Source organism: Nocardia sp. NPDC052001, from assembly GCF_040680615.1.
GTDB lineage: Bacteria > Actinomycetota > Actinomycetes > Mycobacteriales > Mycobacteriaceae > Nocardia.
On the sequence record NZ_JBFAXC010000004.1, the window covers coordinates 378,139 to 401,179 of the forward strand.

The 23,041-nt window shown below is 66.8% G+C and carries 20 protein-coding genes; 8 read left to right on the plus strand and 12 right to left on the minus strand.

Annotation, left to right across the window (positions count from 1 at the left end; all coding sequences use genetic code 11):
* Positions 1-6 precede the first annotated feature (6 nt).
* The gene (locus AB0L82_RS21845; protein ID WP_364639016.1) at positions 7-2,148 is read right to left on the minus strand and encodes a prolyl oligopeptidase family serine peptidase; all 2,142 of its coding nucleotides are present in this window, start codon (positions 2,146-2,148) and stop codon (positions 7-9) included.
* 198 nt (positions 2,149-2,346) lie between these two features.
* Between AB0L82_RS21845 and AB0L82_RS21850 the strand changes: the two genes are divergently transcribed.
* Positions 2,347-4,944 (plus strand): DUF4132 domain-containing protein, encoded by a 2,598-nt coding sequence (locus AB0L82_RS21850; RefSeq protein WP_364639019.1) that lies wholly within the window; start codon positions 2,347-2,349, stop codon positions 4,942-4,944.
* On the opposite strand, the gene AB0L82_RS21855 is transcribed toward AB0L82_RS21850, so the two are convergent.
* From AB0L82_RS21855 to AB0L82_RS21870, 4 genes are all read right to left on the minus strand, one after another.
* Entirely contained in the window at positions 4,920-6,377 is a 1,458-nt protein-coding gene (locus AB0L82_RS21855; RefSeq protein ID WP_364639022.1) for an FAD-binding protein, read from the minus strand. The genes AB0L82_RS21850 and AB0L82_RS21855 overlap by 25 nt on opposite strands.
* Positions 6,374-6,862, minus strand: a complete 489-nt coding sequence (locus AB0L82_RS21860) for a VOC family protein (protein ID WP_364639025.1) — start codon at positions 6,860-6,862, stop codon at positions 6,374-6,376. The genes AB0L82_RS21855 and AB0L82_RS21860 overlap by 4 nt, the downstream gene beginning before the upstream one ends.
* A gap of 115 nt (positions 6,863-6,977) precedes the next feature.
* Positions 6,978-7,646 (minus strand): VC0807 family protein, encoded by a 669-nt coding sequence (locus AB0L82_RS21865; protein WP_364639027.1) that lies wholly within the window; start codon positions 7,644-7,646, stop codon positions 6,978-6,980.
* Positions 7,647-7,774: 128 nt separating this feature from the next.
* A complete protein-coding gene (locus tag AB0L82_RS21870) occupies positions 7,775-8,215 on the minus strand; it encodes a MarR family winged helix-turn-helix transcriptional regulator (protein WP_364639030.1) in 441 nt (146 codons plus the stop codon).
* A gap of 51 nt (positions 8,216-8,266) precedes the next feature.
* Here AB0L82_RS21870 and AB0L82_RS21875 point away from each other — a divergent pair, with 51 nt between their 5' ends.
* Positions 8,267-9,358: a substrate-binding domain-containing protein gene (locus AB0L82_RS21875; protein WP_364639033.1), complete on the plus strand. Its 1,092-nt coding sequence runs from the start codon at positions 8,267-8,269 to the stop codon at positions 9,356-9,358.
* A gap of 12 nt (positions 9,359-9,370) precedes the next feature.
* On the opposite strand, the gene AB0L82_RS21880 is transcribed toward AB0L82_RS21875, so the two are convergent.
* The gene (locus tag AB0L82_RS21880) at positions 9,371-11,086 is read right to left on the minus strand and encodes a cytosine permease (protein WP_364639036.1); all 1,716 of its coding nucleotides are present in this window, start codon (positions 11,084-11,086) and stop codon (positions 9,371-9,373) included.
* A 232-nt stretch (positions 11,087-11,318) separates the two neighbouring features.
* Between AB0L82_RS21880 and AB0L82_RS21885 the strand changes: the two genes are divergently transcribed.
* Positions 11,319-11,597, plus strand: a complete 279-nt coding sequence (locus tag AB0L82_RS21885) for a zinc ribbon domain-containing protein (protein WP_364639039.1) — start codon at positions 11,319-11,321, stop codon at positions 11,595-11,597.
* A gap of 18 nt (positions 11,598-11,615) precedes the next feature.
* Positions 11,616-12,869: a formamidase gene (gene fmdA / locus AB0L82_RS21890; protein ID WP_364639042.1), complete on the plus strand. Its 1,254-nt coding sequence runs from the start codon at positions 11,616-11,618 to the stop codon at positions 12,867-12,869.
* On the opposite strand, the gene AB0L82_RS21895 is transcribed toward fmdA, so the two are convergent.
* On the minus strand, positions 12,854-14,206 hold the full coding sequence (locus AB0L82_RS21895) for an MFS transporter (protein ID WP_364639045.1): 1,353 nt from the start codon (positions 14,204-14,206) through the stop codon (positions 12,854-12,856). The genes fmdA and AB0L82_RS21895 overlap by 16 nt on opposite strands.
* A gap of 201 nt (positions 14,207-14,407) precedes the next feature.
* Here AB0L82_RS21895 and AB0L82_RS21900 point away from each other — a divergent pair, with 201 nt between their 5' ends.
* A complete protein-coding gene (locus tag AB0L82_RS21900; protein WP_364639048.1) occupies positions 14,408-14,821 on the plus strand; it encodes a nuclear transport factor 2 family protein in 414 nt (137 codons plus the stop codon).
* Between the two features lie 13 nt (positions 14,822-14,834).
* On the opposite strand, the gene AB0L82_RS21905 is transcribed toward AB0L82_RS21900, so the two are convergent.
* Positions 14,835-15,359 (minus strand): PadR family transcriptional regulator, encoded by a 525-nt coding sequence (locus AB0L82_RS21905; protein ID WP_364639051.1) that lies wholly within the window; start codon positions 15,357-15,359, stop codon positions 14,835-14,837.
* A gap of 96 nt (positions 15,360-15,455) precedes the next feature.
* On the opposite strand from AB0L82_RS21905, the gene AB0L82_RS21910 reads away from it, so the two are divergent.
* Positions 15,456-16,010 carry a hypothetical protein gene (locus tag AB0L82_RS21910; protein ID WP_364639054.1) on the plus strand — a complete coding sequence of 185 codons (555 nt, stop codon included), beginning with the start codon at positions 15,456-15,458 and terminating at the stop codon, positions 16,008-16,010.
* Positions 16,007-17,332: a carotenoid oxygenase family protein gene (locus AB0L82_RS21915; RefSeq protein ID WP_364639057.1), complete on the plus strand. Its 1,326-nt coding sequence runs from the start codon at positions 16,007-16,009 to the stop codon at positions 17,330-17,332. Before AB0L82_RS21910 ends, AB0L82_RS21915 begins: the two co-directional genes overlap by 4 nt.
* On the opposite strand, the gene AB0L82_RS21920 is transcribed toward AB0L82_RS21915, so the two are convergent.
* Entirely contained in the window at positions 17,329-17,589 is a 261-nt protein-coding gene (locus tag AB0L82_RS21920; RefSeq protein WP_364639060.1) for a hypothetical protein, read from the minus strand. The two genes, AB0L82_RS21915 and AB0L82_RS21920, sit on opposite strands and share 4 nt — an antisense overlap.
* Before the next feature lie 225 nt (positions 17,590-17,814).
* On the opposite strand from AB0L82_RS21920, the gene AB0L82_RS21925 reads away from it, so the two are divergent.
* Positions 17,815-18,618: an SDR family NAD(P)-dependent oxidoreductase gene (locus AB0L82_RS21925; protein WP_364639063.1), complete on the plus strand. Its 804-nt coding sequence runs from the start codon at positions 17,815-17,817 to the stop codon at positions 18,616-18,618.
* A 7-nt stretch (positions 18,619-18,625) separates the two neighbouring features.
* Here AB0L82_RS21925 and AB0L82_RS21930 read toward each other — a convergent pair whose 3' ends face one another.
* The 3 genes from AB0L82_RS21930 to AB0L82_RS21940 are packed head-to-tail and all read right to left on the minus strand — an operon-like array spanning position 18,626 to position 23,040.
* The gene (locus tag AB0L82_RS21930) at positions 18,626-19,585 is read right to left on the minus strand and encodes an ATP-dependent DNA ligase (protein WP_364639066.1); all 960 of its coding nucleotides are present in this window, start codon (positions 19,583-19,585) and stop codon (positions 18,626-18,628) included.
* 57 nt (positions 19,586-19,642) lie between these two features.
* On the minus strand, positions 19,643-20,464 hold the full coding sequence (locus AB0L82_RS21935) for a YceI family protein (protein WP_364639069.1): 822 nt from the start codon (positions 20,462-20,464) through the stop codon (positions 19,643-19,645).
* On the minus strand, positions 20,461-23,040 hold the full coding sequence (locus AB0L82_RS21940; RefSeq protein ID WP_364639072.1) for an MFS transporter: 2,580 nt from the start codon (positions 23,038-23,040) through the stop codon (positions 20,461-20,463). Before AB0L82_RS21940 ends, AB0L82_RS21935 begins: the two co-directional genes overlap by 4 nt.
* Position 23,041: the final 1 nt, after the last annotated feature.

The following is a 23,041-nucleotide window of genomic DNA, read 5'->3' on the forward strand; positions in this document are numbered from 1 at the left end:
CCGCCCCTACATCAGCTGCCGCATGAAGTAGGTGTACTCGAGGGCGCTGGTGTGCGCCTTCTCGTCATTGTTCGCGCCCGCGCCGTGGCCGCCCTGGGTGGCCTCGTAGAAGAAATACGGGTCACCCAGCGCGGCTAGCCGGGCGGCGAACTTACGCGCGTGCTGTGGTCCCACGCGATCATCCTTGCTGGTCGTCCAGATGAACGGCTCCGGATATCTCACCCCGGACTTCAATCGCGCGTAGGGCGAAATGGATTCGAGGAAGGCACGCTCCTCGGGAACCGACATGGACCCGTACTCGCCCACCCAGGACGCGCCCGCCGCGATCTGCTCGTACCGCTCCATATCCAGCAGCGGTATCTGAATGTCCACCGCGCTCCACAGTTCCGGATGCTGGGTGAACTCCACGCCCATGAGCAGTCCGCCATTGGAGCCGCCCTGAATCCCGAGATGCCGTGGCGTGCTGATATTCCGGGCGATGAGATCGTCCGCCACCGCGGCGAAATCATCGAAAGCCCGCTGCCGCTTGGTTTTCAGTGCCGCCTCATGCCAGGCCGGACCGTATTCGCCGCCGCCGCGAATATTGGCGATGACGTACGCCCCGCCCTTCTCCAGCCAGGATTTGCCGAGCAGCCCGTTGTAGCCGGGCGTGGATGACAGCCCGAACCCGCCGTAGGCGTACACGATGGTCGGGGTGCTGCCGTCGTATTTCATATCGGCCGCGTGCACGATGAAGTACGGCACCTTGGTGCCGTCCGCCGAATCGGCCTTCAGCTGCTCCACCACGAAGCGGGACGAATCGAACCGCGCCGGTGCGGATTTCACCGGAGCCAGGCGGCCGCTCGCGGCATCAAGACTCCACAGCGTGGAGGGTGTGAGCAATGAGGTGACCGAGAGGTAGGCGGTCTCACCGCGCGAATCCGCGTCCACGCCATAGACGGTCGCGTTATCGGGCAGGGGCACCGGGGCGCTCGTCCATGAGCCGTCCGGTTGCGGGGTGTAGACGGTGGCGCGGCCCTTCACGTCGTACAGCGAGGTCACCACCGCATGCCCGCGCGTGGTCATGACCGATTGGAACGCCTCCTGCGGACCGGGGATGTACACCACTTTGGCCCGCAGATCGTCCGGATGCCGCGCCATCTCATCGGCGTCGAGGGAGATGAGCGAACCGGACTGGAAGCTCGCACCGCCCGTGGTCCAGTCATCCTTCAGCTGGACCAGCACCCGAGTGCCGACCATGCCCGCCAACTCGGATTTCGGCGGCAGCGCCAGGCGCACGGGTTTACCGTTCACGAGCAGGTTGAACTGCGCCTCGAAGAACGAGGGGCGGCGCACCACCATGCTGATCCGATGCCCGTCGCCGCCGTCCAGCACCTGCGGTGCGGTGCCGAGCCCATCGGCCCGATCACCGCGCAGCACCTCGGCGGCCTGATCCAGCGGCTGCCCGCGCTGCCAGCTCTTGACGATGTACGGATAGCTCGAGGCGGTCTTATCCCCCGGCTGCCATTCCCGCGAGATCAGCAGCGTGTCATCGTCCGCCCACGCGACGTATTGCTTACCGCGCTCGAGGCTGAACCCGTTCGGCACGAATTGCCCGGTGCCGCGGTCGAATTCGCGCACCGTGACCGCGTCCTCACCGCCTTCGGACAGACTCACCAGGCAGCGCGTACCCCGATTGGGTGCGCAGGTCATGCCCTCCCATACCCAATTGCGCCCCTCGGCGGCGGCCAGCGCGTCCAGATCGAGCACGGTCTTCCACCGCGGTTGCGGCGCTTCGTAATCGGCGAGGGTGGTCTCGCGCCAGATTCCGCGCTGATGGTCGCCGTCCTGCCAGAAATTGCCGATGGCGCCGTCCCGGAACTCGGGCGCCGGGAGCCGATCCGGGGCATTGGCGAGAGCCTTGGCCTGTGCGAGATTGTCCGCGTATCGCGGATCCTTCTCCAGCACCCCGAGTGTCTTGGCGTTCTCGGACGCGACCCAGGACTGCACCCGGGGCGAATCCAGCTCCTCCAGCCAGCGGAACTCATCCCCCGAGTTCCCGGATCCGGCGCAGCCCGCGACGACCACGGCGACCGCCGCGACTATCGCACTCCGCCAGCCGATTCGGGTCCGGCCCGCGCCCACCGTGAATCTGCCTGCACGAGCCATGAATCCCCCGTTTCATGATCATGCGCCCGCCCCGGGCGAAGCGTCGAAGGGCAGACTACCGTGCTCAGCCGACACTTTCACCGGGCCGATCGCCCCGCCATATCGAGGTTGCCGGTGGTGCGCGGCAGGAGTTGTCGGTGGTGCGCGGCAAGATCGGTGCCAGGTGCCGGGCCGGGACAGCGCGGTGGAGAGGGTGTTATGACGACAGAGGACGAATGGTCCGTTCCCGCGCAGTGGCGGGCGAAGGCGGAACCGTTCCGGGGGCGGAACACGGTGGGGGCCCGGGAGATCCCGGCCGATGCGACGGGGCGGCTGGCCGCGCTGCTGGGGCGCTACAGGCCGCGAGTCTGGGCCTGGCTGGAGGTGCCGCCGGAGGGCGAATTCGGCGCGGCGGTGGTGGCGGCCAAGGGGTACATCCAAGCGCCGGATGCCCCGATCACACCGTTGGCGGCGGCGGTGGTGTGGGCGCTGGCGGATTACGACCTGCGGCATCACGAGTCCGGGCGCATCGAGATGCGGGATCACTTCCTGGACAGCTGGATTCAGCGGCACGGACCGGTCTTCGCGGCCGAGACCGTGGTGTGGAGTCGCGGCATCGTGGTGGACCGCCGCAGATCCGCCGAAGGCTGGCTGGCCGCGGTGCTGGAGCTCGCCGCGCCCGACGATCCCAATCTGATCGGTTTCGACTATCTGGCGCAGAGTCTGCGGGCGCACCTCGCGAGCGTCCCGGACGACGAGTATCGGGCTGTGGTGCAACGCCTTTCGGAACTTCGCGAGAATCCCGGCACGGTGTGGGCGCGGCTGGCGTGCACCTATCTGGTTCCCGATCAACAGGAATGGCTGAATACCGATCTCGCGGCCGATGGCCGGAATCCGCGCAGCCGGGCGCGCACCATGCTGTCCTCCTGCCTGACCACCGAAGCCCAGCTCGACCGCTTCCTGGAGGTCACCGGCCCACCGGTGTACAGCCCGGACTCGCAGAAGTTCAGCATGCTGACCCAGGTCGGTCCCGCCGCGGTGCCGATGATCCTGCAACAGTTCGACTGGGCGGCGGGCAATAATTGGACTGCGGATATCAAAACGCTGTCCGGCATGCTGTCCCACGTGCCGACCGATGCCGCCTATCAGGCATTGCTGAATCGGATCGACAACAAGCACGTTGCCGCCGCGCTGGACAAGGCTGCTGCCCGCTATCCGCGCCGGGCCATGCGGCTGCTGTCTCGTCAGGCCGCCGAACTGGCCACCCCGCTGGTGGTCCGGACACTGCGGTTGCACGCGGCGGCGTATCCGGATCTGATCGCCGAATACGCTGTGGCCGAGGCGCTTCCGCTGCTCGAGATCACCAAGCGGCTGCCCGACGCCGATACCGCCGCGCTGCCGCCCGCGCTCACCGGCGCACCGCCCAAGAAGGCTCCGAAACCGCCGAAATGGCTGGTGCCCACTCTCCTACCGCAGCTCCGGCTGCGCGAGACCGATACCGCATTGCCGGATGTCGCTGCCACACGGTTCATTACGATGCTGATCGCGTCCGGCGCCGATGACGATCACCCGGGGCTCGCCGAGGTGATCGCGGCCGTGGAACCGGCCGCGCTCGCCGAATTCACCTGGGCCATCTTCGATGCCTGGCAGTTGGCGGCATATCCGGCCAAGAACGGCTGGGTGCTGCACGCGCTCGCGCTCACCGGCAATGACGACACCGCGCGTCGCCTGGTCCCGTATATCACTGCCTGGCCGGGTAAGTCCGGCAGTGCGCGGGCGGTGGAGGGACTGCGGGTGCTGGCCGCCATCGGCGGTGAGATCGCGCTCATGCACCTGCATTCCATCGCCGGGAAGACCAAATACGACAGCCTGCGCACCGAGGCCGAGAAGCAGGTGGCGGCCATCGCCGAACGGCTCGGACTGGGCGAGGAGGAGCTGGCCGATCGGGTCGTCCCGCATCTGGGCCTGTCCGCCGACAGCACGCTGCGCCTGAACTACGGACCGCGCGAATTCGAGGTCGGCCTGGATCATGAACTGCGGCCGAGCATTTCGGCCGGTGGCCGATCCCTGCGCAGCATGCCCAAACCCGCCGCCGCCGATGATCCCGAGCTGGCTCCGGTGGCCTATCAATCCTTCCGCGATTTCGCGAAGGAACTCAAAACGGTCACCACCGATCAGCTGCGGCGTTTCGAGGCCGCCATGGTGGACGGCCGTCGCTGGCGCGCGCCCGCGCAGCGCGCCATGATCATCGAGCATCCGGTGCTGGGTCAGCTGGCGCGGCGGCTGGTCTGGGCGACCTTCGCCGCCGACGGCACGGTGACCGGAGCCTTCCGGGTCGATCAGGACGGCACCCTCGCAGATATCGAGGACGAACGTCTCGAATTACCGGCGGACACCCTGGTCGGTATCGCGCATCCGCTGCACCTCGGCGATGATCTGGAGCGCTGGCGCGAGGTATTCACCGATTACGAACTGCTGCAACCGTTCGAACAGTTGGAGCGCCCGGTGTACCGGTTCACCCCCGAGGAAGCGGCCGCGAAGGAATTGCCGCGTTTCGTCGATCGCAAGGTGCCGACCGGCAAGCTGTACGGCTTGCGTCAGCGCGGCTGGGAGCTGGGGTATTCCACGCTGTCCCACCGGTTCGGGGTGAACCGGCAGGTCGTGGTCAACGTGAGTCCGGGCATTCACGGCGGCTACAGCTACGAGGCCGAGGAACAGCTCATCGTCTCGGTGCTGTGCGAAGGCGGTGCGTTCGGCGAGCTGGACGCGCTCACCGCCTCCGAACTACTGCGTCAGCTGGAGCGATTGGCCGCGTGAGCCCCGGCGCGGCGGCCGAAGAACGAGCCCGCGCCGAGCTGGGTGCCGCTGGAGTAGCCCTTGCCGTCCTGGGCCAGGGTCGCCGCGGTGGCACCCGCCGCGTACAGGCCGGGAATGGGTGATCCGTTCTCGTGCAGCACTTCTCCGTCCACGGAGGTGTGCAGCCCGCCCAGGGTGAAGCCCGCGTACAGGGCCTTGCCCAGGGTCAGGTCGAATGCCGCCCATGGGCCTTTGTCCTGCGGGGCGAGCCAATCCGGGTACTTGTGGAAATCCGGATCCTCGCCGCGCGCGGCATGCTCGTTGTACCGGTCGAGGGTGGCTTGCAGTGCCTCGTAAGGGATTCCGAGCGCCTCGGCCATTTCCTCGACGGTCTCCCAGCCGTCGATGAACGGGGCGAGCGGGAACATCGGGCGTTCCATATGTTCGGAGTCGACGATCAGATACGCTGCCGCGCCGGGCTGTTCGAGCACGAACGCGGAGGTGCGCGAATGGTAGGAGTCCTCGGCGACGAAGCGTTTGCCCTCCTTGTTCACCACGAGTCCGGTGAGCAGGACCGAGGGCGGGTACACCGGCGCGGTCACGAACGCCTGGTCCATATTCCGGGCGGTGCCGCCCGCCGCCAGGCCCAGGCGCAGACCGGTCCCGTCGTCATAGGTGGTGCCGAGCACGAACGGCTTCTCGGCCAGCCACGGCACGTTCTCGGCGACCATCTCCGCGTTCATGACGAAGCCGCCGGTGGCCAGGACCACCGAATTCGCTTTCACCGCACCGGTTTCGCCGGGCCGCCGCCAGCGCACGCCGACGATGCCGCCCTCGGCGTCGGCGACCAGATCGGTCACCCCGGTCTCGTACCAGACCTCCACGCCCAGCGCCGCCGCCCGCTTCACCAGCAGTTCGATCACCATGGCCGCGCCCTGGGTATCGCCGGGCACCGGCACCTTATGTCCGCGCGGTGCGGGTACGGCCTGATCGCGGTACGGCCACACCTTCTCGTTGCCGGTGTACATCAGCCCCTGGGTGCCGGGCTGGATGACCGCCTTCTCCGGGTAGTAGCTGCGCTCGAATTGGAAGCCGAGCCCCTCCAGCCAGTCGAAATGCTCGATGCTGCCGTCGCAGTAGGCGCGGATCTTCTCCGGTTCCGGTTCGCGCGCTACCGAGAGCAGGTACTTGTACATCTCCTCGGCCGAATCCTGTTGTCCCGTGGCCTTTTGCACCGCGGTGCCGCCGCCGAGGTAGAAGTGCCCACCGGCCAGCGCGGTGGTGCCGCCGGCCACGGCGGCGCGTTCCAGGATCAGCACCCGCGCACCGCGCGCGGCGGCCTCGACCGCGGCGCAGCCGCCGGCAATGCCGAATCCGGCTACCACCACGTCATATTCGGCGGTCCACTCGGTAACCGATTCCACCGCGACGACTTCCGGCGCTCTCGTGCTCACAGCGCACCCTTCTTGATCTGTTCGAAGAACTTCCGCATATTCGCCCCCACCTCGGCGAGTTCGAGATAGGGCACCCCGGCGTCCGCGCCGTCGAGGTAGGCGAAGCGCATCTCACCGCCCATGGTGCCCTGCTGCGGCACGTCGATGCCCTGTGCCGCGGCGTCTTTCAGCGCGGCGTCGAAATCGGCGGGTTCGGCGCAGACGTGATGCAGGCCCGGTCCGCCGCGCTCCAGGAATTCGGTGTAGATGGACGCGCCGCGGACGGGCTGGATCAACTCGTACTGCATATCCCCGTTGTAGGCGAGGGAGATATGCGCGGTGAAATCCGCGGGCTCACCCCGATAGGTGCAGGTGTCCGGGCCGAAGTGGATATCCGGCATGCGCGTCCACTTGCCCGCGCCGAGCGTCGCACCCAGGAACTCCTCGCTCCGCGCCACATCCGTGACGACCCAGGCGATCTGGGTTATCGGTCCTGTCGACAGCATTGTCGTATTCACTCCTCCGTGCCACTTCTTCGGAGCCTAACCCGAATCCGCCGGGGCGACCCGGACAAGAACGAAGGCCCGGTCCATGGGACCGGGCCTTCCGGAATCGGTGCGATCATGCTGTCTGCGCGATGGCCTTGCGCATCGTCTTGATGGTGCGCGCGGTGATCACCATGAGCACGGTGATGACGGAGACCATGAGCACGGTGGACAGCCACACCATGGTGCTGATCGGCAGCTGGTAGGCGAGCACGACGCGCACCGCGGCCTCACCGAAAAGTCCCGCGCCCCAGAGCAGGGCGATGTTGATGTGGGTGCGCCGGGCGGTCGGGTTGGTCTCGAAGGCGTGCTCCACCGCGGCCAGCTTCTCCGGCGCTCCGGCCAGCGCCTTGCGCACCGCGGCGTAGGTGAGCGGCTTGCCGATCAGTGCGCTGACCAGGAACGCCAGGCCGATGGCGGCGGTGCCGAAGGAGTCGCGGACGATCATGATCCGGGGGTCGCCGCTGATCAGTGAGCCGACCAGGCCGACCACGAAGCCGATGAGCACGATGACGGCGATGGGATCCAGCTTGCGCGCCTTGACGGCCGGAATGAGCACGGTCGCCGCCGAGGCCACCGCACCGCCGAGCAGTGCGGCGAAATCGGAGTACCCCAGCCAGTGCAGCAGGAAGTAGGCCGCCATCGGAATCGCGATATCCCGGGCGATGGGGGCGAGCATGCGTCGCATGGCCGGGCCCTGGGCCGAGTTCGGTGCGGTGATCGTGGTGGTGTCGATGGCGGTCATAACGTTGCTCCCCTGTGGCTTCGACTGTGCGCTACGGGAAATGACGCTACGGAGATTCGGACCCCGGCAGATCTGCCAACCATCACGACCCCGGCATGACAACTGTCATGCCCGTGACCGTGAAAAGGTCAGGCGTGCGCGGACTCGGCCTCGCGAATATGCCCGATGAGGCTGGTCAGCGCCTTGGGCAGGCGCGGGCTGCCGGAGGCGAGCAGATCCAGGCCGCTGTCCGCGATGGCGGTTGTCATGACCTGGTAGCTGACCAGACCGCGCCGGGTGGGGAAGACCAGTACGCGGCGGCGGTCGGTGTCGTCGACCCGGCGGTGCACCAGATTGTCGTTGATCATGGCGTCGATGAGCCTGGTCAGGCTGGCCCCGGTGAGCAGGGTGGCCTCGGCGAGCTGCGACATGGAACGGCCTTCACCGTCGGCGACCGCGGCCAGCACATGCCAGCGGCCGACCGAGTTCTCACCGATACAGGAAGCGATGGCGCGATCCAATTCCTGTGCGGCCAGGCGCACCAGTCGCGCCAACTCCTCCAGTGCGGCGGGCGCAGTGCTATTGTCCACTCCAGCACTATATACAACGCCGTATGGTAAAGATTCAAATGGAAATATACGGTGGAGATTTCCATGGGCCACTTCACTTCTCGCGATAACCGCTCGACGGTCGATATCGCGCTGGTTATTCCGCTCAGTGGCCCGGCGGGCATGTTCGGGCCGTCCTCGGAGGCGTGCGCCACATTGGCCGTCGACGACATCAATGCCATGGGCGGAATTCTGGATCGCCCGGTGCGCCTGCACGCGGTGGATTCCGGTGCGCCGCTGCCGCAATTGGCCGAGCGGATCGGCCGCATGGTGGACAGCGGGGCCATCGACGGTGTGGTCGGCTGGCATCTGTCCAATGCGCGCAAGGTCATCACACCGCGCACGGCGGGCCGAGTTCCCTACGTGTACACCACCTTCTACGAGGGCGGTGAGGATTCCGACGGTGTGTACATGGTCGGCGAGACGCCCGATCAGCAGCTGTTCCCGGCACTGCGCTGGCTGCGCGCGGAGTTCGGCATCCGACGCTGGTGCGTGATCGGCAACGATTACGTGTGGCCGCGTGAAACCGCGCGGGCGACAAAGGAATTCACCGCCGGGACGGATATCTCCATCGTCGGCGAAGCCTATGTTCCGCTGGGCAGCCGCCGTTTCGGCCGCGCCCTGGAACTGATTCGCCACTCCCCCGCACAGGGTGTGCTGCTGTTCATGGTCGGTTCGGACTGCGCCGCCTTCAATCGCGCGTTCGCCCGCGCCGGACTGGACGACGGGCGACTGCGACTGTCCATGATGATCGGCGAGGACGTGCTGTACGCGGGCGGACCGGACAGCACCCGCGGATTGCACACCGCCTCAGGCTATTTCGAGAGCGTCATCACCCCCGAGGGGATGGATTTCGGCAGTCGCTATGTGCGCCGCTTCGGCAGTTACGCACCGGCGCTGAACAATATCGGCGAATCCTGTTACGAGGGCATGCTGTTGTTCGCCTCGCTCGCCGAGACCGCCCGCAGTCTGGACCCGCATCTGATCGAAAGGCATGCGGCACAGGTCAGTTACGGCGGACCGCGCGGTGAGGTGCGGGTGCGCGGCGCGCACACCACCCAGCCGGTCTTCCTGGCCGACGCCGATGCCCTCGAGTTCAGCGTGCTGGCCGAACTCGAGGGCTGAACTCGACGCCGCTCAGCTCACCGCGGTGGGCTGCGCCAGGCCGAGCCGGTCCGCGTCCGTGGTGTCCTGATAGGTGGCGGATTGACACTGCTCATGGCAGTTCTTGGTCAGCGTGCAGGTGAGCGAGGAGATGGGCCCGCCGTGGAAGGGGCAGTCGTGCACCATATCCGGGAGTTCGTAGCGTTTGCCGTCGACCACGTCCAGTAGCGTCTGGCCCGCCCACAGCGGTTCCTTCTCGATCTCCTCGCGCAGCGGATTGGGCCGCGCCAGATAGTATTTGCCGCCCGTCGCCAGCGCGATCAGCGGTGTGAGCACCAGCGCGATGGTCAGTGCCAGATACGGCGACCACGCCTTCAGGAATTCACCGAACGCCCCGAAGTAGGCCACGATCGACACCGCCGAACCGGCCAGCATGGAACCGAATCCGACCGGATTGATCGGGTACAGGTAGGCCCGCTTGAACTCGATGTACGGCGGGCTGATCTTCAACAGCCCCTTGTTGATCACCAGATCCGCGACGATCGCGCCCACCCAGGCGATGGCCACATTCGAGTAGAACCCGAGGATGGTGTTCAGCACCGAGAACATATTCGACAGCATGAGCGTGAGCGCGATGGCGATGTGCAGCACCAGCCACACCACCCGGCCCGGATGGATGTGCAGCACCCGGCTGAAGAAGTTGGACCAGGACAGCGAGCCCGAATAGGCATTGGTGACATTGATCTTCACCTGCGACAGCAGCACCATGACCGTCGCGATGGTGAGCGCCGCGGCATGGCTGTGGATCATGGAACCGTAACTGCCCAGGAACATTTCGATGGGTTCGGTGGCGCGGGCGAAGCCGACCTGCCCGGCCACGTAGAACGCCAGGAACGCGCCGCACAGCTGTTTGGCCGCGCCCAGGATGACCCAGCCGGGACCGGCGGCGAGTACCGCCGCCCACCAGCGCAGCGGCGGCGTCTCGGACTTCTCCGGCATGAAGCGCAGATAGTCGACCTGTTCACCGATCTGCGCGATGAGCGAAAGCGCAACGCCCGCACCGGCTCCCACCGCGATGGCGCTGACGCGCTGACCGCCGCCGTCACCCGCCCAGGACAGGAATCCGGTGAAACCGTCCGGATCGCTGATGGCGATCATGACCAGTGGCGCGGCGAACAGGATCAGCCACAGCGGCTGGGTCCACACCTGGAATGTGGCCAGCGCCGACATGCCGTACAGCACCAGGGGAATGATGATCAGCGATCCGATCAGATACCCCAGTGGCAGGGGGATGTGGAAGGCCAGTTTCATGGCCTGCGCCATGATCGCGCCCTCCAGCGCGAAGAAGATGAAACAGAAGCTGGCGTAGATCAGGCTGGTCAGGGTGGAGCCGAAGTAGCCGAAACCCGCTCCGCGCGTGAGCAAGTCCATGTCCAGGTTGTACTTGGCGGCGTAGTAGGCGATGGGGATGCCGGTCAGGAAGGTGGTCACCGCGGCGACCAGGATGGCGGCCACGGCGCTGGCCGCGCCGTGCGTCACCGCGATGGACGCGCCGATCGAATAGTCGGCCAGATAGGCGATGCCGCCGAGTGCGGTGATGGAGCACGCCATCGGGCTCCACTTGCGAAAGGACTTGGGCGCGTAGCGCAGTGAGTAGTCCTCGATATTGTCCTTGGCCGCCCAGGCCTGGAAGCGGGACCAGCGGGTCTGGGGCGGATCTGACTGCGCGGTGGGCGCGGTGCTGCTCATCGGATCTCCTAGCTGAAACGCCGCGACAGGGGCTGGCGGGTCGCGGCGAAACAAGACGCTAGGTGCAATATTTTCAGATGGCGATAATCCGAATGAAAATTAACTCGCGCGATACGGAGGTCTTTCGTCGTAATACGAAGTTCATCGCGCGGTTTCGCCCCGGAGACATGCACTCCTTTGTATCGTCTCCGTACGGAATAGGTTCATTTGAAACTAAGCGAGGTGAGTGAGCGTGCCCCTCTACGAGTTCCGCTGCCGCGATTGCGGCAGCTTCGATCGCAGCTTCAGCATGGCCGCGGTACCCGAGGTCGCGAACTGCCCGGAGTGCGCGGGCGACAGCAGACGGCAGGTGGGCGGCGGCGCGTTCGTGCGGCCCGGCTCGGCCGCCACCCGGCTCATCGACGCCACCGCGCGCACCGCGAGCGAGCCGGCCGTGGTCGGCGCTCCGGCCGGGCGCTCGTCCGCGCCGGTCACCCGGAATCCGTTGCACCGCAAGCTTCCCCGTCCCTGACACCGAAGGAGTCCCGTCATGCCCGAGTTGTTGTTCCCCCTGGATTCCCGCAAGAAGTTCACCGAACAGCAGTTCGTCGGACACAACCGCTGGCATCCCGATATCCCGGCCCCGGTCACGGTCAAACCGGGCGATGAGTTCCGGGTGCACGTGCGCGAATGGTTCGACGGCGCGATCCACAATGACGATTCCGCCGAGGATGTGCTGAACGCGCCGCTGAGCACGGTGCACTGCCTGTCCGGGCCGTTCGCGGTGGAGGGTGCGCAGCCCGGCGATCTGCTGATCGTCGACATCCTCGACATCGGCCCCATCCCGCAGGAGGATTCGGGCCCGCTGGCCGGTCAGGGCTGGGGGTACACCGGCATCTTCCCGACCGATAACGGCGGTGGTTTCCTCACCGAGCATTTCCCGGACGCGTACAAGGCCATCTGGGATTTCAGCGGTCACACCGCCACCTCCCGGCATGTGCCCGGGGTGAAGTTCACCGGCATCATGCATCCGGGGCTGATGGGCACCGCGCCCTCGGCGGCGCTGCTGTCCAAGTGGAATGCCCGCGAGGGCGCGCTGATCGCCACCGATCCGCTGCGGGTGCCGCCGCTGGCGCTGCCGCCCGAACCGCGCGACGCCATCCTGGGTTCGCTCACCGGCGGTGAATTCGACCGCGCCGCGGCCGAAGCCGCGCGCACCGCACCGCCGCGCGAGAACGGCGGCAACCAGGACATCAAGAACCTCACCCGCGGCAGCCGCGTCTTCTATCCGGTCTTCGTGGACGGTGCGAAGCTCTCGGTCGGCGATCTGCACTTCTCCCAGGGCGACGGTGAGATCACCTTCTGCGGCGCGATCGAGATGGGCGGTTTCATCGATCTGCGCGTGGATCTGATCAAGAACGGTATGGAGCTCTACGGCGTCAGCGAGAACGCCATCTTCATGCCCGGCAACGAGGGCCCCAATTACACCGAATACCTTGCCTTCTCGGGCACCTCGGTCACCCTGTCCGGCGAACAGCGCTACCTGGACTCCCAGCTCTCCTTCGAACGCGCCTGCCTGCACGCCATCGACTACCTCACCAAATTCGGCTACTCCCCCGAACAGGCGTACCTGCTGCTCGGCGCGGCCCCCATCGAAGGCCGCTTCTCCGGCGTCGTCGACATCCCCAATTCCTGTGCCACCGTCTACATTCCGACCGCCATTTTCGATTTCCCCATCGCGCCCACGGCTTCCGGCCCGGTGCGCATCGACCCCGGTATGGGAGCCCCTCACGCCACCCGCTGAATCTCGCCGGAGTTGGCGGCGGATTCGAGGGAGACGCCCTTGGTCTCGGGTGCGCCCCAGACGCAGATGCCGAAGCCGACCGCGGTCAGGGCCGCGGCGGCCAGGAAGGTGGGGCCCATGCCGAGGTGGTCCAGGGACCAGGGCAGCAGATAGGTGCCCAGGGCCGCGCCGATGCGACTGACCGAGGTGGCGACGCCGACCGCGGTGGCTCGAATGTGGGTGGGGAACAGCTCATTCGGGTAGGTCCAGTCCAGCACGTTCGGGCCACCGCAGAAGAAGGCGTAGAGGCAGAGCATGAGGAAACCCAATAGCGCGGGCATGCTGGGCCAGACGCCGATGAACAGCACCGGCAGGATCATCAGGCCGAAGCACCAGACGATGACGGGGCGGCGGCCGACGGTGTCGATCAGGCGCATGGCGGGCAGACAGCCGATCAGGAAGACCAGGCTGATCAGGGCGGTGCCGAGGGTGTCCATCCAGGTGCCCTCGGGCATGCCGAAGGAGGACAGGATCTGCGGGCCGAAGGTCAGCATGGCGAACAGCACCGCCACCTGACACAGGAAGAAACCGCAGCAGAACACGATTCGCTTGCGATAGCGCGGGGAGAACAGCTCCCGCAGTGAGCCGTGCGATTTATCGGTGCTGTCGGCCTCGATGAGCTCGGCGGGATTCACCCGCACGTGCAGGTACTTCTCGACCATATCCGCGGCCTTCTCGGATTTGCCGTGCTGTGCCAGCCAGCGCGGCGATTCCGGCGCGGTGGTCTGCCGGACGATGAGGAAGAACGCGCACAGCACCGCACCGCTGGCCAATTGCCAACGCCAGCTGCCGTTCCCGGCGAAGGTCAGCAGCAGATAGCCGGTCACGTATGCCAGCACCGACCCCAGATACCAGGCCACGATCTGGAAGCCGAGCAGTTTTCCGCGCTGTTTGACCGGTAGCCACTCCCCCAGCAATGAGGTGGCGATCGGATAGTCCGCCGCCACCGCCATGCCCAGGATGAACCGCAGAAGCACGATGAGCCAGGTGGATTCGGCCCAGAACGACAGGATCGAACACGCCGCCATCACCACCAGGTCGGCGGTGTACATGACCTCGCGGCCGATCTTGTCGGTCAGCACCCCGAAAAGCGCGCCGCCGACGAACATCCCGACCAGCGCGGCAGCACCGATCAATTGGATATCCCCGGTGCTCAGATCCAATTCGGCGGTCATGCCGATGAGCGCGGTGCCGACGATGCTGAGGATGTACCCGTCCAGCAGTGGCCCGCCCGAGCAGGCGATGGCCAGCCGTTTATGGAAGCCGGTGAAGGGCGCCTCGTCGATGACCGTGCTCATCCGACCTCCTCGGCAGTGCATCGACAGGCATTCGGCGAATATTTAGCAATCTTCGCGAAGGTACCCGCCCGCCGCTGCCGCAAACCCGGCTGACACGCCATCCCGGCATGTCGATCAACCTCCGCGCCCGGCCATCGCCACCGCCGCGGAAGTCGGGTACCGTCCGAGGTACCTATTCAACGAGTTGCATAAGAGGTGGCGATGAACTCCTTCCGCAAGGCCGTGGAAGCCCGCGATGAGCAGGCGATCGAGGCGCTGCTGGCCGATGATGTGGTGTTCACCAGCCCGGTGGCCTTCAAGCCCTATCCGGGCAAGCCCGTGACCGCGGCGATCCTGCGCGGCGTGCTGCGCGTCTTCGAGGACTTCGAATACGTGCGCGAGATCGCCGATGCCAATGGCCGCGATCACGCCCTGCTGTTCGAGGCCACCGTGGACGGTAAGAAGATCAACGGCTGCGATTTCCTGAAGTACGACGAGAACGGCAAGATCGTCGACTTCACCGTGATGGTGCGCCCGCTCTCGGCGGCACAGGCCCTGGCCGCGGCGATGGCCGGGCAGTTCGAGCAGATTCAGCAGGAGGCGGCCGCGCAGATCGCCCGCGAGGCGACCGCGTAATACGTTGCGGCGCTCAGGTTGTGCGCTCGGGAATCTGCTCGAGCGCCCACCGCGCCCACTCCTGATTCATGGCGGCGAAACGCTCGCCCCATTCCATCGCGATGCGGCCGTAGACCGACAGATCGCTGTCATCCCAATCGACGTTCGCGCCCAGCTCGTGTAGTTCCGACTCGGCGTTCATGTACAGCTCTTCGACATCGGTCAGGTACGCGCGCGCCTGCGCCCGGCCGATCTGGCCGAGGAAGAACACCCGCATCAGCATCTCGTTGCGCGGCTGCCGTTTCGGCCGGGTGTCGGTGAGCCATTCCCGCAGCTGTTCCAGCCCCGCCTCGGTGACGCTGTACTCCTTGCGCCCGCGCGCGCCCTCGTCCGAGACCTTGATCAGTTCGGCATCGGCGAGCTTGGTGAGCTCGGTGTAGATCTGGCTCTGGGTGGCGGGCCACACCTGACCCAGCGAGATCTTGAACCGTCGCACCAGGTCATATCCGCTCGAAGGCTCTTCGGCCAGCACGCCGAGGAGGGCAAATCGAAGGCTCATGGCACTCATCCTACATTCCACTATTGACATGTCGACTTAGGAGGTTCTAACTTCGACATGTCAGTTTAGGAATGTCATGCCGAGGAGCTATCGACGATGTCCTACTTGCGCACCTTCGCCCCGTGGATCGTCTACGCGGTGATCCCCTCCGAATACTGGAAGTGGGCCGCCCTCATCGCCTTCGGCATCTCCGCCGCCACCGTCGCCCGCCAGACCCGCGCGGGCCAGGCCCTGGACGCCCAGCTCATGGATATCGGCTCCGCGGTGTTCTTCGCCGCCCTGACCGTGCTGGCGTTCGTGAATCCGGATACCGCGCTGCACCCGTACTCGCCCGCACTGTCCTCGGGCGTACTGGCGCTGATCGCGGGAATCTCACTGGCACTGCGCAATCCGTTCACGCTGCCGATCGCCAAGCAGAGCACACCGCGCGAGCTGTGGGACAACCCGGTCTTCATTCGCACCAGCTACATCATCACCTCGGTATGGGCGGCCAGCTTCGCCATCGGCTGCGTGGCGCTCGCCCTGCTGGCGCACACCGACGGACCGCGCACCATCGTGCAGATCGCGGCCTTCGTCATCCCGGTCGTATTCACCCTGCGCTATGTCGCTTACATTCAGGGCAAGGCCCGCAAGATGGCGGATCCGGCATGACCACGACGCCCCCGCACCTGGCCGGGAACTACGCGCCGGTCACCGAAGAGCTGACCGCACAGGAACTTTCGGTCACCGGCCGCATTCCGCCCGAACTCACCGGCTGGTACCTGCGCAACGGCCCCAACCCGCACGACGCCGCCTCCGGACACTGGTTCACCGGTGACGGCATGGTGCACGGGGTCCGCCTCGAAGGCGGCCGGGCCGTGGCCTACCGCAATCGCTGGGTGCGCACCAGCACCTTCACCGACGGCGCGAGCCCCTATGGCGCGGACGGTTTCCGCGATCTGACGGCGGGCGTGGCCAATACCCATGTCATCCGCCACGCCGGGCACACCCTCGCGCTGGTCGAATCGTCACTGCCCTACGAATTGACCGCCGAACTCGATACCGTCGGCCCGTACGATTTCGACGGCGCGCTGCGCACCGCCATGACCGCGCATCCGAAAACCTGCCCGCGCACAGGCGAATTGCACTTCTTCGGCTACGAGGTGACCGGCGAGCCGTACCTCACCTATCACCGGGCCGACGCGAATGGCGAACTGCTGCTGAGCCGTCCGATCGACGTGCCCGCCGCGACCATGCAGCACGATTTCGCGCTGACCGCCGAACACGTCGTATTCCTCGATCTCCCGGTGGTTTTCGACAGGGAGGCCGCGGCCTCCGGCGGTATGGCCTTCCGGTGGAGCGACGACTACCGGGCACGACTGGGCGTACTGCGCCGCGATGATCCGCACGGCGCGATCGCCTGGTTCGAAATCGCGCCCTGCTATGTCTTCCACACCCTCAACGCCTTCGACGAGGACGGCCGGGTGATCCTGTACGCCATGCGCTATCCCGAACTGTGGCGCGCCGGTTCGGACACGTTCGACGAGGCGACACTGTGGCGCTGGACCATGGACCTGGCCACCGGCACGGTGCGCGAGGAGCAGATCGACGATCGCGCGGCCGAATTCCCGCGCGTGGACGACCGGCTGCTCACCATGGACTCGCGCTTCGGCCACGCGACCGTATCGGCAAAGTCCCGGCTGACCGGCGAAGGCGGCGCGCTGGTGCGCTACGACCTGCACACCGGCGCGCACACCGCGCACGAGTTCGCCGCCGGACTGGTTCCCGCAGAAGCGGTTTTCGCCCCGGCCGACGAAACACTCACCGGCGGCGGCTATCTCATGACATACGTCTACAACCACGCCACCGACCGCAGCGATCTGACCATTCTTGACGCGAGCGATCTGACGGCCCCGCCGGTAGCCACCATCGGTCTACCGCAACGGGTTCCGTACGGCTTCCACGGCAGCTGGCTGCCGGATCTCCAGCGTTAGGCGCTGCCGCTGAAAATACCCTTGCAGGTCACGCCCGACTCACCGCTCAGGCTCATGGCCGAGCCGACGGTGGCGCAATCGCGCGGCCCGCCATTGACCGAACCCAGGGCCAGCCCGGTCGGCGACAGCGCAGAACCGGCATCGAGCCCCTCGGCCAGCGGCACCGCGCGGCTCGCACCGCCTCCCGCGATCACGAAGCAGAGGCTCACCGCCGCAACACCTTCGGCGAGCAATAGCCCGGCACGGGACACCGACATGGGTTTTCTCCTGTTCACGTACGCGGACCGACAGGTCGGCGTGCGCGGAACTGTACCCGAGCGATCCGCCGCGCAACCTCGGTCCGGGCTGTGAATTCGCTTTGCAGGCCCGCCGCGCACCGAAGGCGGCGACCGGGTACGGTTCGCGAAACCCGTTCCGGCACTGCGGCTCTGTTCGAGGTCGAGATCGTGACCGCGAACGACGAGTGACTGGAGTGCAGGAAAATGGCTGATCTGCGGGGCCGCACGGTGGTCGTGACGGGGGCGAGTTCCGGAATCGGCGCCGCCGCCGTACGCCGCTTCGCCGAACTCGGGGCGCGCGTCACGGTGGTCGGGCGGTCACCGGAGCAGACGCGCGCGGTGGCCGAATCCATCGACGCCGAACACCATATCGCCGACTTCACCCGGCTCGACGATGTGCGCGAACTCGCCGATAAGCTCAGCGAACGGCCGATCGACATCCTGGCCAATAACGCGGGCGGCGTCTTCGCCGGTCGTCGCCTGACCGCCGACGGTCACGAAATGTCCTTCCAGGTCAATCATCTCGCGCCGTTCCTGCTCACCAATCTGCTGCTGCCCAACCTCGACGGCGCGCGTGTGATCAACACCGGCAGCGTCGCCTATCGCACGGGCAAGCTCGACCTCAACGATCCGGACGCCCAGGGCGGTCATCGCGCCTACGGTGCGGCCAAACTCGCGCTGCTGCTGTTCACCCGCGAATTGGCGCAGCGCGCACCGCGACTCACCACGAACATCTTCCATCCCGGCGGCATCGGCACCGGGGTCATGCGCGAGACCCCGATCCTGGGCCGTCTCATGGTCATCGGACGCCACGTGCTGCCCACCCCGGACACCGGAGCCGGCCCGATGATCCATCTGGCGACGGTCGAGGACCCCGCGTCGATCAACGGGGCGTACTTCAACAAGCTGCGCCGCCAGGAACCCACCCATAAGCAGGTCACCGATCCCGCCGTCGGCCGCGAGCTCTGGGATCTCTCCGCCCGGCTCACCGGCCTGACCACCGACTAGACGCGGGTCAGGTATCGCGCCGCGCACGGGCGCGGCGCTTGCCCTCGTGCATGGCCTGTACGCGGGCGACCGGGATGGTGTGGCCGTGTTCGATCAGGTCCGCGGGCAGGACCTGCGGGTCCGGCATCTGCTCGGCCCAGGGATCGCGGTCACCGAGTTCCTTCAGAGCGGTGCGGATGGTGAAATCCCGCGGGTGGATCTGCCCGAGATCGGCCCAGCCGATCGGGAACGATACCGTGGCCCCCGGCCGGATGCGGGGACTGTATGCCGCCACCACCGTCGCGCCGCCCGCGCGGGTGGAGTCCAGGAAAACCTTGCCGCCCCGGTCTTCTCGAATGAACGCGGTGGTGGCCAGCGCCGGATCGAGTCGCTCGGCGCGGACCGCGATGGCGCGGGTGGCGGCCGCCGCGTCCTCGATATTCACATCTTTGACGGGAACGAAGATGTGCACACCCTTGGCCCCACTGGTTTTCACCGCGCCCGCGAGCCCATCGGCGGCCAGGGCCTGGCGAATCAATTCGGCCGCGCCGACCACCTGATCGAACGGCTGATCCGGGGCCGGATCGATATCGAGTACGAGATGCGTTGGGCCACCGGCATAGTCGACGAGCTCCTCGGCCAGTAGCAGCGTCACGTGGTACTCCACCGCGCGCTGGTTGCCGAACCACAGCAGCGTGCGCAGATCGTCGCAGAGCGCGTAGGAGATCTCGCGCTTGGAACTGTCCGCCCACATCGTCTTACGCGGCACCCACTCCGGGGTGTACTTGGGCAGATTCTTCTGCATGAACGGCTCCTGCCCGGGCCGCACCCGCACCACCGACAGCGGCCGGCCGCGCAGATTGCGCACCAGCCGCTCCCCCACCGCCTCCAGATAGTCGATCAGCTCACCCTTGGTGGCGTCCGCGCCATCGAACAGCGGACTGTCCAGACTGCTGAACTTCAGACCGTCGCGAACCCCGTCACCCATGGCCCCACCCTGCGCCCGCACCCGCCTCCCGTCAAGCATCCGGGCGGATCGGACCCGCTACATGGCCGGGAGTCGCTCCCCCTGCACCAGTTCCATATCGAGTTCCACGCGCAGCGTCGCGCCCACCGCGGCGATGCCCGCGCGCACCATGGCGTTGTAGTCGATGGCGAAATCGTCTCGGTGCAAGAGGGTTTCGGCGTGGAAGGCCACGCGCACGCCGCCCCAGGGGTCCGGGCCGTAGCCGCCGTAGGTGACGGTGAGTTCGACCGGGCGGGAGCGGCCGTGCAGGGTGAGTTCGCCCGGCATCACCCAGGTGTCGCCGCCGGTGCGGCGAAAACCGTTGCCCGCGAACGTGATCAGCGGGAAGCGTTCGGCGTCCAGGAAATCCGCGGAGCGCAGGTGCGCATCGCGCATGCCGACCCCGGTGTCCACGGCCGCCGCCTTGATCTCGGCGTATCCGGTGGACCGCTCGAAGTTCGCGGCGATCTCCAATCGCCCGCTCACCTCGGCGAAACGCGCCTTGATACCGGCGATTCCGAGATGCCGGGCGGTGACCAGCACGGTGGAATGCGCCGGATCGATGGTCCACGGGCCCGGCGGCGGCAACGCCACCGTATTCGCCTCGGGCTCGAGGCGGACCTCGCCGAGCGCACCACCACCGGTGGCGGCGATGCGCGCGAGCTGGGCCACCGGCTGATGGCCGGGCGCGGTGACCACCGCGGTATGGGTGCCGGGCGGCAGCGGTTCGGTCATCGCGACCCCGCTCGCATCCGATGTTGCCCGGGCCAATTGCCGTCCGGTCAGGTCGGTGACGATCAGCACCGCACCCGGCATGGGCCAGCCCGCCGAACTCCGGATCCGGGCGGTGAGACCGGTCATGATCCCTCCGTTGACCATTCGACGTCATCCTGCTCGGCCGCAACCGTACCCAGGTCGTAGCCCAGATGCATATCGTGCACGATCTCCCCGCCGGTGAGCCGAATTCGACTGTGTACCGCAGGATATCCGCGCGCGATGACCGTGTACCCGCCTTCGACGAGATCCGGCACCGTATAGCGGCCGTGCGCATCGGTGCGGGTGGCCCCGACCTCGGTGCCCGCCGCGTCCAGAATGGTGACCGAGGCGTCCGGCAGCGCCCGGCCCTCGGCCCACACCGTGCCGGTCAGCATGGCCATCGCGGTCAGCTCCAGATCGAAATGCAGCAGACCGCTGTCCGGCACCACCACCGAGGTGGCCTGTGGCCACATATGCGCGGCCGCCGCCACCAGCGTGTACGCCCCCGCGACCACACCATTGCAGAGATAGCCGCCGTCTGCCCCGGACACCGCCGCGCCGACCACCTCACCGCGCGCATCGGTCAGCGTGATGCTCGCGCCCGCGAGCGGTCCGCCGCGACCGGCGATGCGGATGGTGCCGGACAGCTCGCCCGCACTCTGCAGCGTGATATCGCGCTGCTGCGGATGGGTGTCGATGGCGACATTGACCGCGGTCGGCAGATGTCCGGCCGCCGAGACGATCAGCACATAGCTGCCCGCGGCGGGCGGCTCGATGCGATAGCCGCCGCCGCTGTCACCGGTGGCGCGCGAAACCTGGTGCCCGCGTTGATCGATGAGGGTGACGGCGGCATCGGGGATCGGGCGGCCGTCATCACGCCGCACCTGTCCCACGATCGCGCGCACCCGCCCGGCGGCCGGTGCCGCGCCATTGGTCGACGAGGCCGCCACGGGGGCCACGGGTTTCGCCTCGAGACCATCGTTCTCGGCGTTATGCGCTTCCGCCAGTACGGGTTCCGGCTGCGAGATGGCGCGCACGGCCCCGTCCCACACCTGCTCCTCGGCCCACTCGGCCTCGGAAACCGCTGCGGGATCGACGGTTTGCGGCGCGGCGGGCGCGATGTCCTGGAGCGGGATCTCCTTCATGAACAGCAGCACGACGCATGCGACCAGCGCCACCCCGGCGGCCGCCCAGAAGACACCGTGCATGGCGTCGGTGAAGCCGATCAGGATGGGATCGCGCACCATCGCCGGAAGTGCCGCGATACCGGCGGTATTGGACTGCACGCTGTCGAGCTTGGAGGCGTCGAACCCGGGCGGCAGGTGACCGCCGAACGCGTCGATGATCTTGTTCGGCAGCAGGTTGAACAGAATCGTCAGGAAGACCGCGACACCGAGCGTGCCGCCGACCTGACGGAAGAACGTCGCCGACGCGGTGGACACACCCATATCCGAACGCGGACCGGCATTCTGGACCGCGATGATCAGCGTCTGCATACAGCCACCGAGCCCGAGGCCGATGATGCCGCTGTAGAGCAGCGGCTGCCACAGCGCGCTGTCGTAGTGCACCGTCGCGTACAGCGCACCGCCGCAGGCGATGATGAACGTGCCCGCCACCGGCAGAATCTTGTAGCGCCCCGTGCGTTTGGTGACCTGGCCCGAAATGAGCGAGCCGATCATGATGCCCGCCACCAGCGGCAGCATCAGCAATCCGGCCTTGGTCGGTGAGAACCCGCGCACCACTTGCAGATACAGCGGCACCATCGAGATCGCGCCGAACATGGCGATACCGACGATGAAACCGCCGATGATGCAGACGGTGAAGGTCGAATTCTTGAACAGCCGCAATGGAATCAGCGCGGCGTCCTTCATCAGGTATTCGATACCCAGGAACAACGCCAGGCCGATCACGCCGATCACGTAGCACAGGATCGAGCGGCCCGAACCCCAGCCCCAGCCGCGCCCCTGTTCGGCGACGATCAGCAGCGGCACCACGCAAATGCTCAGTGCCACAGCGCCACCCCAGTCGACCCGGAGTTGACGGCGCTCCTGCGGCAGGTTCAGCACCTTGGCCACCACCACCAGCGCGATCACGCCGATCGGCACATTGACCAGGAACACCCAGCGCCAGCCCTCCAGGCCCCAGAGGTGATCGAAACCGGAGAACCAGCCGCCCAGCACCGGCCCGAGCACCGTCGCGATACCGAAGACCATCATGAAATAGCCCTGGTATCTGGATCTTTCGCGCGGCGGGACGATATCGCCGATGATCGTCATGGCCAGCGACATCAGGCCGCCCGCGCCCAGCCCCTGGAAAGCGCGGAACCCGGCCAGCTCGTACATCGAGGTGGCGAAGGTGCAGGCCGCCGAACCGATGACGAACAGCCCGATCGCGGTGAGGAAGAAGGCTTTTCGCCCGTAGATATCCGCGAGCTTGCCGTACAGCGGGGTGCTGATGGTGGCGGTGATCAGGTATGCCGTTGTCGCCCAAGCCTGCTGATCGAACCCGTGCAGGCTGTTGGCGATCTTGACGATGGCCACGCTGACGATGTTCTGGTCGAGCGCGGCCAGGAACATGCCCAGCAGCAGACCGGACAGAATGGTGAGGATCTGCCGGTGCGAGAGCTGCGGCGGACCGCCCGCCTGCTTTTCCGGTGACGCCTCGATCGTCGCACTTGTCATA

Bases quoted from the DNA above. Each gene is read 5' to 3' on its own strand.
- AB0L82_RS21880 (WP_364639036.1), bottom strand. From the start codon at position 11,086: ATGAGCAGCACCGCGCCCACCGCGCAGTCAGATCCGCCCCAGACCCGC.
- AB0L82_RS21940 (WP_364639072.1), bottom strand. From the start codon at position 23,040: ATGACAAGTGCGACGATCGAGGCGTCACCGGAAAAGCAGGCGGGCGGT.
- AB0L82_RS21925 (WP_364639063.1), top strand. From the start codon at position 17,815: ATGGCTGATCTGCGGGGCCGCACGGTGGTCGTGACGGGGGCGAGTTCC.
- AB0L82_RS21920 (WP_364639060.1), bottom strand. From the start codon at position 17,589: ATGTCGGTGTCCCGTGCCGGGCTATTGCTCGCCGAAGGTGTTGCGGCG.
- AB0L82_RS21935 (WP_364639069.1), bottom strand. From the start codon at position 20,464: ATGACCGGTCTCACCGCCCGGATCCGGAGTTCGGCGGGCTGGCCCATG.
- AB0L82_RS21860 (WP_364639025.1), bottom strand. From the start codon at position 6,862: ATGCTGTCGACAGGACCGATAACCCAGATCGCCTGGGTCGTCACGGAT.
- AB0L82_RS21900 (WP_364639048.1), top strand. From the start codon at position 14,408: ATGAACTCCTTCCGCAAGGCCGTGGAAGCCCGCGATGAGCAGGCGATC.
- AB0L82_RS21905 (WP_364639051.1), bottom strand. From the start codon at position 15,359: ATGAGCCTTCGATTTGCCCTCCTCGGCGTGCTGGCCGAAGAGCCTTCG.
- fmdA (WP_364639042.1), top strand. From the start codon at position 11,616: ATGCCCGAGTTGTTGTTCCCCCTGGATTCCCGCAAGAAGTTCACCGAA.
- AB0L82_RS21930 (WP_364639066.1), bottom strand. From the start codon at position 19,585: ATGGGTGACGGGGTTCGCGACGGTCTGAAGTTCAGCAGTCTGGACAGT.
- AB0L82_RS21865 (WP_364639027.1), bottom strand. From the start codon at position 7,646: ATGACCGCCATCGACACCACCACGATCACCGCACCGAACTCGGCCCAG.
- AB0L82_RS21910 (WP_364639054.1), top strand. From the start codon at position 15,456: ATGTCCTACTTGCGCACCTTCGCCCCGTGGATCGTCTACGCGGTGATC.
- AB0L82_RS21895 (WP_364639045.1), bottom strand. From the start codon at position 14,206: ATGAGCACGGTCATCGACGAGGCGCCCTTCACCGGCTTCCATAAACGG.
- AB0L82_RS21845 (WP_364639016.1), bottom strand. From the start codon at position 2,148: ATGGCTCGTGCAGGCAGATTCACGGTGGGCGCGGGCCGGACCCGAATC.
- AB0L82_RS21915 (WP_364639057.1), top strand. From the start codon at position 16,007: ATGACCACGACGCCCCCGCACCTGGCCGGGAACTACGCGCCGGTCACC.
- AB0L82_RS21850 (WP_364639019.1), top strand. From the start codon at position 2,347: ATGACGACAGAGGACGAATGGTCCGTTCCCGCGCAGTGGCGGGCGAAG.